The organism is Aeromonas molluscorum 848, from assembly GCF_000388115.1.
GTDB classification, from domain to species: Bacteria; Pseudomonadota; Gammaproteobacteria; order Enterobacterales; family Aeromonadaceae; genus Aeromonas; species Aeromonas molluscorum.
The window spans coordinates 1-15,820 of the sequence record NZ_AQGQ01000093.1; the positions used below are offsets into that span (position 1 = coordinate 1).

Here is a 15,820-nt window from a genome sequence, read left to right on the forward strand (position 1 = left end):
CCTTAGGTGTTCATTATCCAAAATCCACATTTTTCTGAGATTACTGGAAAGGTCGAACGCTGGATAACCAACCAACGCCACCGCTGAACAGCTCAATCAGCGCGACCTGACCATCGGGTATTGCGAACTGGTGGGCCACATCAACACCGGTATAACTGTCGTGATGAGTCAGTAGCTCACCATTGAGCAGCACATCGAAGTTCACCTCGTCATTTTTGCGTACAGTAAATCCCGCCGATGCTTTCGCCAGCTTGGGCTGAAAATAGACACTACCATTGGTGTAAGTCACCATAGAGCCATCAAATGCCACTGGAGTTCCCACAAGTTCCATTAGAGCAGTGTAATCCTCATCGTTGAACCATAGTTCAACAACATCTTTCCCTGATACTTCCACCCAGAACTTCATGCTGGCGTAGCTCAGCTTTCCGCTCAAAGTTGCAGGCACCTTTGTCTCAATCTCCAAAGTACCATCAACAGCGAAGGTAGCCACCGAACAGGTCAATAGAATACTCAATAAAGCCACGCGTAATATTTGGGTCAAAAAGTGGGTCATGATTTTCTCCATTGGTTTTGGGTAATCCCTGTTCACCTTTAGGGGCGTAATGACCCCTTCGCATAGGGACTCATAGATATTGGAATTCAGAACATGACCTCACTATTGGTTAAATAGGCTAAGCATTTTTAAATTCAATTAAGTCATTGCAACTTCTTACAGTTTTCCAACCACATCGCTGCATCAATTTTTCCATTTTGTAGATAACGCTGCTGGTTTGCCCAGTGAGTTGCAAGAAATGGTCTAAGTCCATTCAGCTTTTTGTTAATTGTCAGCATTTGATTAAAAACTGATACTTGCTCTTTAATTGGGCTCTCACCATATATGGATGCAGACTCAACCAAGCCACTGGCGTAATAGCCCGTAAGCTGGCTGAGTCGCTCTTTTTGCTCATCCAGTTTGGTCTTGCGAGCTGCGCAGTTTTGATCTGCTTTATCACTGCAGAGCAGCTCATAGTTGGAGCTAAGAAAATCCAAGAACTTGCCATCATCTTGTAACTTGGTGCAAAGAAAGGCACCGAGGTTAAGGCTGGCGCGAATCGACTGTGCACGCTCTTCCTGCTGCTTTTGGTTGCTAGCTCTGAGCTGGCCTTCCAGGTTTTTCAGTTTCTGCTTGAGCGCCTCATCGTCAACCCCGGAGGCCAGCGTGCTCAGCTCGCTGACCGCATCCTTCTTATCACTGGCCTCCCCTGCCGGTTTGTTTTCTCCCAGTTGCCGCCAGCTGCTCTCGATACTCTTGACACGCTGAGTCGAGGTCATAGTGGGGGAAACCAGCACCAACCGTAGCCCGGTACTCTTGCTGGTAAAGTGGCGATCATCGTCGTAGTAACTCACCTCTTTGCGGGCCGCACTGCGCAAGGTGGCCTGCTCGGTGAGATAGTTACCTCCGCGCACCACATAACCACCTGCCTGACCATGCTGACGATCGAGCTTGTTGAGATAGAAGGGTTCGAACATCATCTCATCCACGTTGCCCAACATGTCGTGCAAGCCCAACGGGTTAGGAGCAAGCAGCCCCACCAGTTGCAAACGACCATTGGCTGACTGAGCTCCGGCAAACCATTCATGTTCTTTAAGGTCATTCATTGGATAACGAATATCACGAAACTCGGCGCTGTTGACCTTGAGCCCGCCACGAGCGGCAAATTCCCACTCGATTTCGGTCGGCAGGCGTACAAACCCCGCTTTACCATCCTCTTTAGGAATCTGGTCAGCAGCATGCTGTCGCAACCAGAGATTGTATTTATCGGTTGCCGCGACCCCATCAAACCAGCTTATGGCGCTCACCGGCAGGCTAAGCTTCTTCGATGGTGTGGGGCAGGTATCTGCGGTAAGTGCCTGATATTGCAGCTGGGTCAGCTCATATTTAGCCATCAGGTAATAGCGGCCCTGCTCCTTAGCTGACTGAGTGAAACTACCGGCAATGAAAGCAGGATGAGTGTGCTCGACAAAGCCCCAGTCGCCGCCATCTTGACCTACCTGAATTGGTAAGTCTTCCAGCGGGCCGCTGACTGGCACCTGCACTCGCCGAAAGGCCATGGACCCCTCGCATGGCATCGGCAGGATCACATCTTCTGCATCGGGTTTGGGATTGTAATTTTTCTCTGGCCATGGCTCAGCAAATGCATTACCGCTGGACAGGGCACATCCCATGATGATGAGCCGGGATAAGGTCTTCTTAGAGTTCACGCAGACTCTCCGCAGGTTGAATGGCAATGGCTCGTCGCGCGCCAATAATGGCCACCAGAATGGCCACCGTCAGGGCCAGGATCAGAGCCAGTAAGCTGTGAAATGGGGTGATCCGGCAGATCATCTGCTCGGTACTCTGGCTACTAGCCAGCGTCCGATTAAACAGTGCACTGCCGCTCAGATAGAGCAAAATGCCGCCCCCATAGGCAAGCAGCGTCAGAATCACACCCTGCAAGATGATATAGAGACCCACCGCCGGGCTGGTGAAACCCAGTAAGCGCAATACCGCTATGTGCTTGCGTTTACGATCCACGTTCGCGAGGAAGGCACCGACCAAGGAGGCAATACAACCAATCAACGCGGTGCCAGCAATGACGTTGAAGATAAGGCTAAGTACTCGGTTGATACTTTTTATGTTCTCGATATCGGCCAACCGGCTCACGGTCTCGATGCGTTGCTGCTTGAGCCAAAGATCAAGCGCCGCCACCTGGTCAATGCTGTTTGCATAAAGGCGGGCGCGGGCAAACATCGGGGGTTTACCCGTTAATGGCTGACCTGTGCTGATCCCCAGCATAGGGATACGATAGCCATCACGAAATGACTCCAGCGCCAAGAGCAAGGGCTGCTGCACGAACAGGGCGGGACGGTTGAAATAAGTGGGTGCCAGAATCGCCCCCACGGTCAGGGTGCGCTCTCCCCATTCGCGCCGAGTATCTAGCTGGCGCATGACGCGCAAGCGGATAGTATCACCCTCACGAACGGCCAAGCGGCGCGAGGCCTCAGCACTGAGGATCACATCCACTCCCCCCCCCCCAACTGCAATGCCCCAAGCAGCGGGTCACCAAAATCGGTCGGGATCACCTCTGCATTTTCAATGAAATGGCTCATATCTTTCAGCAAATCGGCTTGGGTATTGAGAGATCGGGTTTGTCCGATGGCAAAACCTACCTCCGATTTTTGCCGCAAGGCAGCGATCCATTCTGCTGAATAATGGCCACTACTCACCATGCGGATCTCCAGATTGCGTGGATCTCTCGCAAGCTCCTGCTGCAACTGGCTCACCACTCCATAACGCAGCCCAAACATCAGGAGCAAAGGGGCGATGACGGCCACCAGCGAGGAGATAATACAAAACGATACCGAACGATCATGCCAAAGATCTTGCATGGCCAAGCGCAGCAGTAGTCCGCTTTTAGGAGAGCGCAAAATGAGTTTCTCCCCGCGTCAAATTAGCTTTGAGACAGGGCAAGCCAAACGTCTTGACTAGCCCCCAATCATGGGAAGCCACCAGCGCCGCGATGCCCCACTCTTGAACTAACTCGATAAAGAGCGCAAAGAGCAACCTGGCCGTGTGGGGATCAAGCGACGCGGTAGGCTCATCGGCCAGTAACAGCTTAGGTCGATGCGCTATCGCCCGCACAAAAGCAACTCGCTGGCGCTCCCCGATAGAAAGCTGTGCCGGTTTCTTGTGCAGAAATTCAGCTAACTTGAGGGTCTGGACGGCCCGCGTGAGTAACCGTTCATCTTCTGCGATGCCTAGCAGTTGGCAGGGCAAGCGGATATTGTCTCTCACCGTCAAAAAGGGCAGCAAGCCGCCACTTTGCAACATAAAGCCTATTTTGGCTGCGCGAATAGCGGCTAATGCGGGTTGATCGTTGTCCGCCAGTAAACGGGCAATATCGACCACAGCTGGGGTCGAGTCAGTAAAGTCCATCTCGAATCGGCCTACACGGTTGGGGGTGAGTAAGAGCCCTATCACCTCAAGCAGGGTGCTCTTGCCGCAGCCACTTTCCCCTGTCACGGCGACCACCTGCCCCAGAGGCAAGTTCAGTGAGGGCAAACAGACCCGGTGGGCCTGTTCACCGCTGCCCCGCACTATGCTCATCGTTTCGATACAAAGCATCAGGGCATCATTTCCAGAGGAACCGGATAGACATGATCACGGGGATCGCTATCCTTGGCCAGCGCCACCCAGCGACTGACATCCGCATTGTAACGCTGGTAATGGCGCAACTTGGTCGCCAGGGTGCGGATAAACTTCTCCTGTGCCAACCCATCCCAACTCTTCCAGGTCTCTTCATCCAGATTGAGCACATCGCTGCGATAAGGCAGATCGGCAAGGTATTCCCCCATCACCCCCAGATCCGTGATGCTGGTGTTATCCAACTGCTTGAGCTGATTGGGATCAGCCCCCATGGTCGCAGCCACCGAGCGCAAGCGCTCGAACATCTTGGCCGGTGAGATCATTCCTTCATTAGCCGCATCCAAAATCTGTTTCACCACATCGCTAAGATCACTAAGCTGGCCCTTGGTGAGCAACACCCTGACCTCGGTGGTCGGGATATTCTGCTTGATCAGATCCCGGTCGCTGATCCAAGCCTCGAACACCAAGGGAGCCTGCGTTCCGCTCTTCTTGCCGAGGTAGGAAAGCTGCATGGCATGACCGATTAGCGCGGTATCTTGCAGCAATTTTTGCTCCGGGGTGAGCGAATCATCCTCCGTGGCGTTACTGGCACTGCCGATGGCAGGTTCGCCAAAGTAGGATGCTTTTACCTGCTCGGTGATGGCGGTCGCCAATGCATCAACCTTGTCACCAAACTCGTTTACATCGCCAGCATTCACCGGATAGTAAAGCGAGGTATTGGTACCACTGTAAGTCGATAACTCCTGATATTGGCTCGCAGCTTTGGCGTGATCTTTCTTACCCGCCGCCGTTTTCAGGTGCAGGGTATATATTGCCACACCAGGGTTGGCAGCTTCCAAGCGGATTTGCTTGGCATCCAATCCTGTTGTAGATAGCTTGTTATCCCCCTCAATCGCCCCTGCATCGGTGATCAACACCACATAACGGGCCCCAAAATGGCTCCAGTCTATCTGGTCTATCGCCTGCATCACTCCTGCATACGCATCCTCATTGAACAGCTTGCTCGACACAGTCGCCTGTTTGAGATCGGCCACTTTTTTCAAAAAGTCGGCACCGTCTTTGATTTCATTAGGATCGGCATACATGCGGGTGGTGTACTCCAGACCAGGCACCGCCTTGGCGTTGGAGCGAAAGGAGATCATGCCAAACTTCACCTGCTGACCCAGATTTTCCTTGTTGATCCGTTCATAGACCTTACGCACGGCCTCGCGGGTACGCTCGATATAAGGCCCCATCGAGATGGTGGAATCCACCACGAACACCACAGCGGCATTGAACTCCTTGAGCTGGCTTACCTTGGCACTGGGTTCAACAGTGGCCGCATCGGCCTTGCTAACCGAGGCTACATTGAGTAAACGGGTGTAGAAACCATCCTCGGTCATGACCTCCTCACCACTGAGGATGGGTAACAAATAGAACTGTTGCTGCAGATCAACAAAGTACTCGGGTTCTTGCGCCAGCACCCCGCCAGCATTGCCCTGCTTCTTCAGCGCAGCGCGCAGCGGTGCAACCTTGGCGACCGGATCCGCCGCCTCCAGAATCTGGTTGAGCTGATCTCTCTCCTTGAAAAAAAGCAGGCGATCCCGGTTAGCCGGATTGGTGAAAGCCAGAGTCAGCTGCATCTTCCAATCCACAGTACAAGACTGGGGTAACCAACCGATACTCTGGCCATAGCTGTCGGGGCCGACCTTCACCCAACCGGCCCCCTTGGCATTGACCTGCTCATAGACATAGAAGCTACTGAAGGCTGGTTGCAACACCCCAGACGTCTGACCCGCCTCAGCCACCAACTCGCAACCGGGAGTGGTCAATACTCGTTGATATAGGCTCTTTTTCCCCTCCTGTAACAATGGACGATGCTCCGATGTCGTCTCGGTCGCCGCCGCACCTGCGCCACCCAACAGCAGTATGAGTGCTGCCGCGCCGCGCAATGACCTGGTTGTTGCAATCACTTGCTTAACTCCTCATAGCGCTGTTTGGCCTCGCCATTGTCGGGCTCAACCTGAAGTACTGTGTCATACCAATAGGCTGCAGTGGCATTATCTGCCTCTTTGAAGCAGTCGTTCGGCTGGTGGAACTTGGGATCATATTCACGGGCATAGGCCAGGGCCACCTTGCTATCTCCCCCTTGCGCACGGTTGGCATAAAGGCGCTGCGCCACACCACATTTCTGGGCTGACTTGGCGCTTTGGATCACCGCCAATAAGGTATCGGTTGGCGGCTGCTGTGCAATACAGGCCTGCACAAACTCCAATTCGCTCTTCGTTGCCAAATGAGCGGTACTGCAACCATCCTCCGTTGCCTCGCCGCTGGCTTCATTAACCACTGGTTCTGCCGCCACAGGTTCGACAGCCGTTTCAGCAATAGGATCGGTCACTGGTGCAGCTGCTGAGCGGCTAAACCAGAAGATCAGGGCACCAATTAGCAGCAACAGCACCACTCCACCCAGGATCAGCGGAGTCTTCGATTTAGAAGCAGCCGTAGTGGCCGCTGGTAATGGCGTCGCCACCGGCACGGGCGCTGGTTCGACCTCAGGTTCCGCGCTGAAGGTTGGCGACTCAATCTCAACCGGTACCTCAACAGGAGCTAGATCTGGCACCGGAGGCGCATCAATCACGGGGGTGTTAATGATACTGCTGCCACCATATTCACCCACCTCTCCTCGGGCGCTGGAGGGGAATACCGCCTCGCGTGCCACTTGCAAGGTGGTATGACGGATTTCACCAGAAACCAGCTTGATGTTGATCTGAATTGGACTGGCGTTGACCAGCAAGGGATCTACAATCGCAGCGCCCACCCGAAAACCGCTGCCGCTTTGTAGCGGATAACCGCCGCTGATGCCAAACCAGTGGGGTGCAGGGCTCCACTGCCCCCCCTCTTGCAAATAGTTCTGCTGATTATTGAGAAGAGAAAATTCGAGCCCCTCCACCAGCTCGGAGATGCCCCGCAACCGGATTAGTAGTTGGGCTTCACCCGGTACAGCGGGGTCGGTAGCAATTATTTTGGCTAGCATGGTGCTTACTCTTGTTTTAATTGATGGATGATCTGGCCCAGACGCTGATTCTGATCGTGAGAAATATCCCGTGTGGCACTATGGCCCGCGTTATCTTGGGTGATCAGCACCAGGGAAGAGAGCCAATCCCCCAAATACGCCATGGCAGGATTGAGCGGAGTGGCAGGCAGGCAAGGTAACTCGTTTTGGCCTATTGCTGAACCACGGGCAAATAGCTTGCCCTTAGTGCCCGCAAAGCTGTGTGGAACCTTCTCTGCTGGCATGGCCAAAAAACCAAACCAAGCCACGAAATCGCGCAATGTGAGCTGAGCCTTCATCACTTGCCGTGCAAGCTGTTGTTCTCGTCGTACCCCCGCCTGCTCCTGACCAGCCAGGGTTCGTTTCAACGTTCCCTCCAGATCCAGACGGTTAGCCGCAGTGACTAACTCTTCAGTAAGCAAGTCTATCAATTCGGTCTCGATACCGAGCTGAGCCAGCAGGGTTTTCCGGGTGGGCAGATCCCGCAAATGAGCGACCCATGCCTTGAATGCCTCACGGGCGAAGCCATCATCCTGGCCTACCCGCTCTTCAGCCTTGGCGGCTGTGTTCACCACGGCGACATCAGCCTGATCAAAAGGATTACTCGCAAAGGGGCTGCTATCAAAAGGACTCGCGCCAAAGGGCGTCTGCCCAAATGGGCTGGCAGGGCTACTGCCATAAGGAGATATTGCGGTGGCTTCTCCCCCATCATCCTTGGGGACATTCTCACGAATACTGAGGTAGATATTGCTCAGCTCCGCTGAGGGCAGATCTAGCTGGCTAATCAGCTCACCAAGGGAGTTAACACGGGCGCCAAGCCCAGTCCAAAGCTGCTTGCCTATCTCCCGCTTTTTCGCCAGTTGCCCATCACCATCTTGCTCATACCAACGCCCCAGCAGTTGCTCCGCCAGCTCTTTTCGCTTGGCGTCGAGCTGCTGCTGGAGTCGATCAAGCTTGAATTCAAGATGCGCCACCCCCCTCAGCTCTTGTCCAAGCAGGGCCATACCACCATCATTGAGCGACAGCATCGCCCTCCACGCAGCTTCGGGATCAGCCAAATGTTGCGCAACACCTTTTCCTGCAACAAAAGAGGTCGCCATCTGTTGCAAGACATCAGCGTATTGCGGTGCAACAGCCACTTCTCGCCCACCGTCTATGCTCAAGAAAGGGACCGGCATGCTAGGCTTGCGTACCAAGAAACAGTTGTTAAATGGGCGCCCCGGAGCCCACTCCTGGATCCACTCATATTGGCCAAAACGTTCCAGCAGGGTTTGCTGCATCAGGCCATCCCAGCCTTCCTTGAGCTGAGCAGATGTCAGGTTAAGCCCGCTATTGATCCGTATATCAAACATGGTCAACGCCCAAAACAAGCCTGGTTTGCGACTCTGCCGCTCACTGGCACACTTGCCCTGGGTCTTTTCTACCCAGCGCGTCAGCACGGGCCCCACACTGGTCACATCACTCTGCTTGGCGGCGCTGGCACAAACCACCAAGGCATTCATCTCCTGATTATCGGTATAACGCTCGAACAAATACGCGACCTTGCCACGTAGCAGCAGCTGAGAAATAGGACTACCACCTGCGCTGGCTGCCTCTTCCAGTTTACTAATTGCGAGGCGACCTCGGTAGCCGGGGAAATCGAGTAGATCCACCTGCTCCACCAAGCTACCCGCTGCCCCCTCGACCATAGGAAAGATCAACTCGGTGGTCAGGGCTGCCAGCTGGGCCTGGGCAATCGAGGCTGGCATATGCCGGCCGTCCGCCCCCAAGAAACAGATCTCGACGGTCCTGTCCTCGGCTGAACCCAACAAGCCGAGACTGTCCACGTTCATGATGCTGACGCTGCCGTTACCTTGATTCAACAGGCAATCAAGAGGCGCGTAAACGGTCTTGGCATGGCCCAGTCTGGCAAGGCTGGTTGCCAGGTTACGATAAATCTCAGTCAGCTCGGTTTGCTCACCCCATAGCAGGGAGAACAACTCTGCCCGCTCAGCGGGCATCAGTGTGGGTGCCAGTTGTAATACCCGTGGCCAATAGCCATGCTCGAGCTTTTCCACCGACTTCCTAAAACTGCCGTTCAAATAGTCCCACAGGGCCACCACATCATCACGGCTGACACCATTGTTGGCGACCGGGTTGATGGGGCGATGCTCAAACGGCTGCAACCGCGCCTCGATACGCGCCTCATCGAGCTGATAGCTCAGCAGCTCGTGGTTGAAATCGTTGAACCAGGTGTTGGCCAGGATCTTGGCTAAGTCGATCTCGCTAAACAGCTGTAAGGGCACGGGGTAATTCACCGGCGCAGCGGTTTTGGCACGAGTAAACCTCGTGACCAGACCTGTAGCCTCTTTGCCGCCGCCCACAGGGTTCACCTCTTTGATGAAGTCAACCTTACGCTCCCCATAGCCCCCCTCCAGCGCACCATTACCTCCGGCTGCCAAGGCTGATATCAGATAGGATTTACCCGCTTGGGAAATGCCGAAAAAACCCACCGTCATGGGGGTCCCCGCCACTCGCTTGAGGCTGTGAGCCACATTGCGAGCCCGATGTAAACTGAGGTTAAGCTTATCCGCCTCATTATCGAGCCGGTGGGAGTCATGGCGCACTACATCGACCCAGCCAAGTGCATCTTGGGCGCTGCGCTCGATTGTCGCCCACCCCTGACTTAAGATCTCCTGTTGAGGCTTCATTGTTGTTTTACACTCCCGCTATCTAACCAGTGTCTGCTATCTATGAGTCCGGCATCTGGCATAGTGTTGAGCTCCAGCTCCAGATCCCGCTTATTAAATGTTTTGTCAGTATTGCTACCTACTTCACTGACTATCAGCTTGTCACTGATAAGCCCCAATGCCCTAGCCCGGTTATCCTTGCCGATGGCCAGCTTGACCTCCAGATAGGGTGAGCTGCCATCCAAAGACTTAGCCTGGGTATATTTGGCTCGACCCTCATCACTGAAACGCAAGGTATAGAAGGGGGCGGCGGTCCAGCGTTCAGCATCAAGCTGGCGATATCCTAGACGCAAGTCACCGCGCATGATCCAGACTGGGGTATCCGTATCTTCACTACCAACCTTAGGCAACCGGATCTGGCCCTCGAACGACTGAATATCACGGTAGGTCACATCGTGATCGCGAATGATATTTTGCAGATCGATGATCCCCATATGGCGAATGGTGGAGTAAGGCTTGAGCGCTGCTGTACGGAAATGGAAGTTAGGAATACTGTGATTGGCACACAGCAAGGTGATCATGGCCCCCACCGAGGCAGTACTCTTTGGATCATCAATTTGACCATTCTTGTGGAACGGATACCAAGTGCCAGTATGGTAACCATGTAGCGGCAAAATGCGTCCCGGTGGTAATGGCAGACACATCCGAATGAAGGCCTGAATTCCCGGTAGCAAGGAGGGGCGCCCGGTTAACAGCAGCATGTCGCAATGGTAGTTAGCCATCACCTCACACAACGCGGTCAACACCTTGCAGATGTTGAAACGACCAGACAGCAGAGCCTGATGCACTTGTGCCACATTGAAGGTAATGGGCACCTCGCGCAGCTTGAAGTCACTGCCGCCGCCCGCTTTTTGCACCTCCCGCTGTACAAACGCCTCGACCGCCGCACTGATGTTATTGGCTGGCACCAAGTCGCCATAACGCAGGCTCTCGCTCACGTTCGCACCCAAGCCCTGCGGATCGTACTGTTCATAGCGACCCAGTAAATCAAGGGCTATCGGGACAAATACCTGTAAGTTGAGTTGCTGGCGCAGCACAGCTTCCGCCGCGCTCACGTTATTGGCACCACAAAGCTGCGACATGAGGGTATCAACCGAGCCAACACCACTCTGTTTGAACGAGGTTTCCAGCGCAGGCAGCACCAACAGCTGGATAACATCGAGCAGCACATCGTCCCCCGCTATCTTGAAACTGTCGCGAAAGCGCTGCTGTGGCACGATATGGGCATTGACACCAGCCCCCTGTTGCCCGCTGCGATCGAGAGCATAATCGGTGATGACCAGATCCGTGGTGCCGCCCCCAATATCGATGGAGGCTAGGGTAATACTCTCACGGTTCTTTCTATCGGGGCGGCCCAGCACGGCAAAAAACTCCTCCGGATGACCGGCAAAGTTCTGGTTTATCTCGGTATAGAGATAGACCAGCTGAGCACAGGAGGCCTCATCCCACTCCACTCGGACGCGGGGCAATGGCACTTGGATATTATCCTGTACATCCCCATCTTCCTGGCGAAGATAAGGGTCTTGTTCCCCCTGATGCCAGCGCAGCGCCTTCCACACCAACCCCACGGCCTGGTGCATCCGTTCATCAAGAATACAGCGTTCGGCCATCGGCATGCCGGGCGGCACAGTGAGAATGATATTGCGCAACTGACGCGGAATACCTGCATGCCCCTGGCGAGTTCGCTGCGCCGGGCTGTTGATCTGGGTCAGCGCCTGGGTCAATACCTCTGCCAGCATAAAGGTCATCAGGGCACTGCGCGAGTAGCGGGGCGTAAACACCGGGATGCGATCCATCTCATCCTCTATGGTGTGCAGCGCTTCCCCTTTTTCATTGATAAGGTTCGCAAAAGGGGCCGCCGTTGCCAGCGAATGGGTATCGTGCTGCTGATAAGCCGAGTTGAAGCGCCAACCCTGGCCATAGAATTTTTCATCCCACAGGTAGCGCTTCGGGCTAGATAGACCTGTCGACCCTTCACTGCCGCGACGGCGGCTGGCCAAACGGCCAGCCTCATTGCCGATCCGGGCTATGGTCGGCCATTGAAATGCATCATGGCGCCCACTGCGAACCGAGCAGTGATCCTTACCAAAGAAGGCCTGAGAAAATTCGATGCGACTCTCGAAGGGCTGGCTATATACCTGTTCAGGGGCGTTTAGATCCCGCAGTTGCAATACATAGTTGTGCATCAGGCCAGAACCGGACTGACCATGATCCTCAATCAAAATGCCGCAGGTACGAGAGTTACCCACATCGAGTACCAGATCCACCGGGATCGGCTTGATGGCATTGGTCTCGCCGTTAGCGATGATCCGAAATTGCGGGATCTCGACCCTTGGCGGCTCTTTGCTTTGCTGATCAGCGACCGGCTTCGCCAACAAGGAGAGCAGATTAAGGTAATGTGCAACTGGGTATTGTTGCTGTATCTCGCTATCCCGTTCCTCTCTATCACGCCCTTGGCTTGCATCATTAAAGACCTCAAGCAGCCACTCTTTTAGCCAAGGCTGGGTCAAATACCAACCAAGGGCATAGGTCGAGGTGGCAAGTTGGAAGGTGGCCCCTGCACTGACATCTTCTTGATTGGGCCCCAGATCGGCTGAGCCGTGCAACTTGGCCATGATCCGGGTATCAAAAGCCAGAGTCAGACGATGGGTATGGCCATCCAAGTCCGGCTCTTGCAGTTTGACCAACCGAAAACGTGCCCAGTTGATCGGTCCCTCGTTGTAGAAATGGGGAGAATTAAACCGGAACAGCGGCAGCGGTAGCCAGATCCCGTCTAGCAACTCGAGACTGCTCTTAAGTGCGATATCATACTTCGCGCGCGCCTTTTCGATGGCGTCGGGCCCTGGCTGGAAGAAATGGAAATCCTTCTCTTCGTTGTACAGCAGACGAGTGAGCACGCCGCTGGCCAGCTCAACAAACTCACCTGCCTGCTCGCGCCCCAGCGTCAGACCGAAATCCATAAACTGGATTCCGGAATCACCCACCAGGGTGACCTGACGATCAAATGGTTTTATTTCTGGCAACATGATTATCTCTTCCTGCCCTTAGGGATTTTTCTGGCGCATCTTGATGGGGAACTGCTGCTCACCCTCATTGCGGCCCACGCAATCGGTACCATTGTCCGTTCCTGGCTTACATTCGATTTGAGGGATCATATAGCTGGATCCATCTGCACACCGCGCTTGCCCCAGATTATTAATACTCAATTGGCCGTCTTTCATTACGCCGCTAGCCGCGCCCCGACACACAACCCCATTGGACTGGCGCAAGCTAACTTGGCCTTTACCCTCTTTGAAGCTGTATTGCAGTTGCAAAGGCTTGCCGGTCTGGGTGTCCTGAATACCCCCGTTAACTTTCCAGTCACCGTCTAAAAACTGGGCGGGCCCATTGGCAATGGTCGGCGGTATCGTCAGCTCCTTACCTTGAGGTACCGGATCTTGCGGAGTGCTATTACTCGGTGCGACATCAGTGCTAGGGGGACTTGCTGGCGGTAATGTGGGCGGCTCTAGGTCTGCAGCTGCGCCCGGCATCGAAGCTTGCGGGGGGCTTGCTGACACAGGCTCCTCACCGCTAGCCAAGGGGGCTGGTGGAGGCGTAAGCGGATCGCCTGACGCTAAAGCGGCGCTGTCCACCGTGGTATGCGGCTCTGATGCTCGACTAGGTACTGTCGCTGCCACATCAGCAGGACCATGCGCCTCGGGCAGCGCTTGCCCTGATGAGGGTACAGCTACTGCACTATCCCTGAGTATTGGCAAGCCCATCGATGATACGCCTGGCAGCGAAAAGCTGGGGGCACAGGATCGCAAACCAAACAGCAATAATGCCAACAGAGCCAGCAACAACAGCGGCCAGAACAACCAACTCCAACGCCAGCGACTCCACCAACTCGCGCTCTGGATTGTCGGTGTTACCGGCTGGGCATACATGGGGATTGCCGGCACCGCGCCTGTTGTTGGCACTATCTCACACGCAGGGGCAAGCTCTGCGACGGGGGCACTCGCGGCTACTCCCGGCATAGTCAAGCTCGGGCTCACAGGCTTTAGCCAGTGCATCGGGTCACGTTGTTCGTCGTTATCGTGCACAAATCCCCAAAACGTGATTACCAATACCCCATCCACCAGATAGACAAAATCCTGATCCGGAAAATTGACTACCTGTTTGAGCAAACTGGCAAAGACCCGTTTGTCGCCACCTCTGTCCTTGTTATCAGTGGTCAGCAGCTGCTCGCTCAGTGCCAGCACAGCTAGCTTAAAGGATTCAAGCTGCGAGTAAGCAGCAGCTCGCTCAAACTCAGTGGCACTGTTCCATGGGATCACATCTCCCGCAAAACTACTGTACCAGTCGGTTCTATCCCCCCCTTGATGGTTTTGCGGAATTGCCAAATGGCGTGCAAGATCGTGCCCCGTATCCAGACGACGAATGGTCTCCCGTAATTGGGAAGCCATACGGTAGACAGGGAAACCCGTCTCACCGAGCGCCTTAAACGCGGAATTATGACCACTGCGTAGTAATGGACCCTGGATGGAATCCTGCATCTATAAACCCTCAAAAAATCTAATTATGTTATTGCGAGACTCCGCCCTTGTGCCAGCAGGACAGCTCAACCTTTACCCTTGGTTGAATGCCACTCTAGCCCCCATCCAAATGCCTTATCGATGCTCTCTCGATCGTCAAAATACTGGTTTATCCGTTCAACTTTGATCGCACCATCAACATTGATTAACCGAGCGATGACACTAACGGGCATATTTTCACCCCCTTCGGTCAAACGAGTCGTAATGGGTGGTTGACCGGGAATATGGATGGTGATGGTGGCCTGAGTATTTTGCCAATTGGAAGCACCGCTATAGATGAAGGCATAAATCAGCACCTCATCGAGCTGCTGCCAATGAGAACCGTTAATTAGCAACCACTCCCCATGACTGTTGTCCCCACTACGATCATCTCCCTCCAACGCCACATAAGGCACGTTGTCATAATCACCAAACAGACGACTGAGCGCTTCAACCCCGGTTTTTTTCTGATTTTTCAGCCGAACAAAAGCAGCGACATCCAGATCAATCGCATTGTCTGGGTTAGGGTTAGTCCAATTGAGATTGACCCGAATACGGCCATAATCGTGTTGCTTGACTAGGCTGACGTTGGGCTGTTCTTTGGTCAACTCGGTTAGCCGCTTACCGCCAGAGGGGAGATCAACTGGGAATAACGTAGGCCAGCAACGCAGCAGCAGGATCCCTAGTAGCAGCGCCAATAATATCGCAGCCAGACAGCCATGATGCCTGGCGGTAATCCAGTGCCCCTTATGAAGCCTCGGGGTGGGTTCTTCTAGCAGAATTGGGTCTGCAGGCTGTTGCGGGATCCCCCAGTGAACCAACACCGGCTCACCATTGATGCCGTAGCACGTGAGTTGTGGTGTCTGCTTGAGCAAGTTATGCAGTCGCTCGGCAGGAACTGGCTCACCACGGCGAGCCAGCTCTTCTGCCAGTTGACGGATCGCCTCTTGGCGAAGCAAACATTTCTCCTGCAGCATGGCTTGTTCTGTAGCAGGGAGCGCATTCAGCAGTATGGGTTGCCCTTCACGCTCGCTCCACCACTCCAGATTACCATCGCGGCTACGACGCGCCGTCGCAAACAGGCTGGTAATAAGGGGAGGAAAATAACGGCAGAGTACTGCAAGGCTCTGCTCATAATTTTCGAGCGCATTTTCGTCAATCGGAAAATCCGATATTATTCGCTGCATAAAGAGACTTCATATCCAAAAGCGCGCTAAAGAGTGCTTGCTAACAAACACTCTGCTGCCAAGATGGCCTTAAGCTAGGTCGAAAAAATCAGCTCTAATAACCCAGACTTTGATTCAGCTCTTTAACCTTGGCTTCAAGGAGCGCAGCCTCCTCT

Annotated in this window: 11 protein-coding genes; all 11 read right to left on the reverse strand. The window is 54.2% G+C overall.

Annotation, left to right across the window (positions count from 1 at the left end):
• Positions 1–40: 40 nt before the first annotated feature.
• Positions 41–553 carry a hypothetical protein gene (locus G113_RS12835; RefSeq protein WP_236611771.1) on the reverse strand — a complete coding sequence of 171 codons (513 nt, stop codon included), beginning with the start codon at positions 551–553 and terminating at the stop codon, positions 41–43.
• Between the two features lie 143 nt (positions 554–696).
• A complete protein-coding gene (locus tag G113_RS12840; protein ID WP_005903536.1) occupies positions 697–2,241 on the reverse strand; it encodes a formylglycine-generating enzyme family protein in 1,545 nt (514 codons plus the stop codon).
• Positions 2,231–3,037, reverse strand: a complete 807-nt coding sequence (locus G113_RS12845) for an ABC transporter permease (RefSeq protein WP_201765009.1) — start codon at positions 3,035–3,037, stop codon at positions 2,231–2,233. Before G113_RS12845 ends, G113_RS12840 begins: the two co-directional genes overlap by 11 nt.
• Positions 3,034–3,447 (reverse strand): hypothetical protein, encoded by a 414-nt coding sequence (locus G113_RS21630; protein WP_201765010.1) that lies wholly within the window; start codon positions 3,445–3,447, stop codon positions 3,034–3,036. Before G113_RS21630 ends, G113_RS12845 begins: the two co-directional genes overlap by 4 nt.
• Complete coding sequence (locus G113_RS12850; RefSeq protein ID WP_005903538.1) at positions 3,434–4,144, reverse strand: ABC transporter ATP-binding protein; 711 nt, start codon at positions 4,142–4,144, stop codon at positions 3,434–3,436. Before G113_RS12850 ends, G113_RS21630 begins: the two co-directional genes overlap by 14 nt.
• Positions 4,144–6,117, reverse strand: a complete 1,974-nt coding sequence (locus G113_RS12855) for a vWA domain-containing protein (RefSeq protein WP_201765012.1) — start codon at positions 6,115–6,117, stop codon at positions 4,144–4,146. Before G113_RS12855 ends, G113_RS12850 begins: the two co-directional genes overlap by 1 nt.
• On the reverse strand, positions 6,114–7,178 hold the full coding sequence (locus G113_RS12860) for a hypothetical protein (protein WP_005903542.1): 1,065 nt from the start codon (positions 7,176–7,178) through the stop codon (positions 6,114–6,116). The genes G113_RS12855 and G113_RS12860 overlap by 4 nt, the downstream gene beginning before the upstream one ends.
• Before the next feature lie 5 nt (positions 7,179–7,183).
• Positions 7,184–9,886: a virulence factor SrfC family protein gene (locus G113_RS12865; RefSeq protein WP_005903544.1), complete on the reverse strand. Its 2,703-nt coding sequence runs from the start codon at positions 9,884–9,886 to the stop codon at positions 7,184–7,186.
• Complete coding sequence (locus tag G113_RS12870) at positions 9,883–12,951, reverse strand: virulence factor SrfB (RefSeq protein WP_005903546.1); 3,069 nt, start codon at positions 12,949–12,951, stop codon at positions 9,883–9,885. Before G113_RS12870 ends, G113_RS12865 begins: the two co-directional genes overlap by 4 nt.
• A gap of 18 nt (positions 12,952–12,969) precedes the next feature.
• Positions 12,970–14,460: an SrfA family protein gene (locus G113_RS20595; RefSeq protein WP_005903548.1), complete on the reverse strand. Its 1,491-nt coding sequence runs from the start codon at positions 14,458–14,460 to the stop codon at positions 12,970–12,972.
• A gap of 65 nt (positions 14,461–14,525) precedes the next feature.
• Positions 14,526–15,665, reverse strand: coding sequence for a hypothetical protein (locus tag G113_RS21080; protein WP_005903550.1), 1,140 nt, complete (start codon positions 15,663–15,665; stop codon positions 14,526–14,528).
• Positions 15,666–15,820 lie beyond the last annotated feature (155 nt).

Excerpts from the sequence above, each read along its gene's own strand:
- G113_RS12870 (WP_005903546.1), bottom strand. The coding sequence starts at position 12,951 with ATGTTGCCAGAAATAAAACCATTTGATCGTCAGGTCACCCTGGTGGGT.
- G113_RS20595 (WP_005903548.1), bottom strand. The coding sequence starts at position 14,460 with ATGCAGGATTCCATCCAGGGTCCATTACTACGCAGTGGTCATAATTCC.
- G113_RS21080 (WP_005903550.1), bottom strand. The coding sequence starts at position 15,665 with ATGCAGCGAATAATATCGGATTTTCCGATTGACGAAAATGCGCTCGAA.
- G113_RS12850 (WP_005903538.1), bottom strand. The coding sequence starts at position 4,144 with ATGCTTTGTATCGAAACGATGAGCATAGTGCGGGGCAGCGGTGAACAG.
- G113_RS12865 (WP_005903544.1), bottom strand. The coding sequence starts at position 9,886 with ATGAAGCCTCAACAGGAGATCTTAAGTCAGGGGTGGGCGACAATCGAG.
- G113_RS12835 (WP_236611771.1), bottom strand. The coding sequence starts at position 553 with ATGACCCACTTTTTGACCCAAATATTACGCGTGGCTTTATTGAGTATT.
- G113_RS12860 (WP_005903542.1), bottom strand. The coding sequence starts at position 7,178 with ATGCTAGCCAAAATAATTGCTACCGACCCCGCTGTACCGGGTGAAGCC.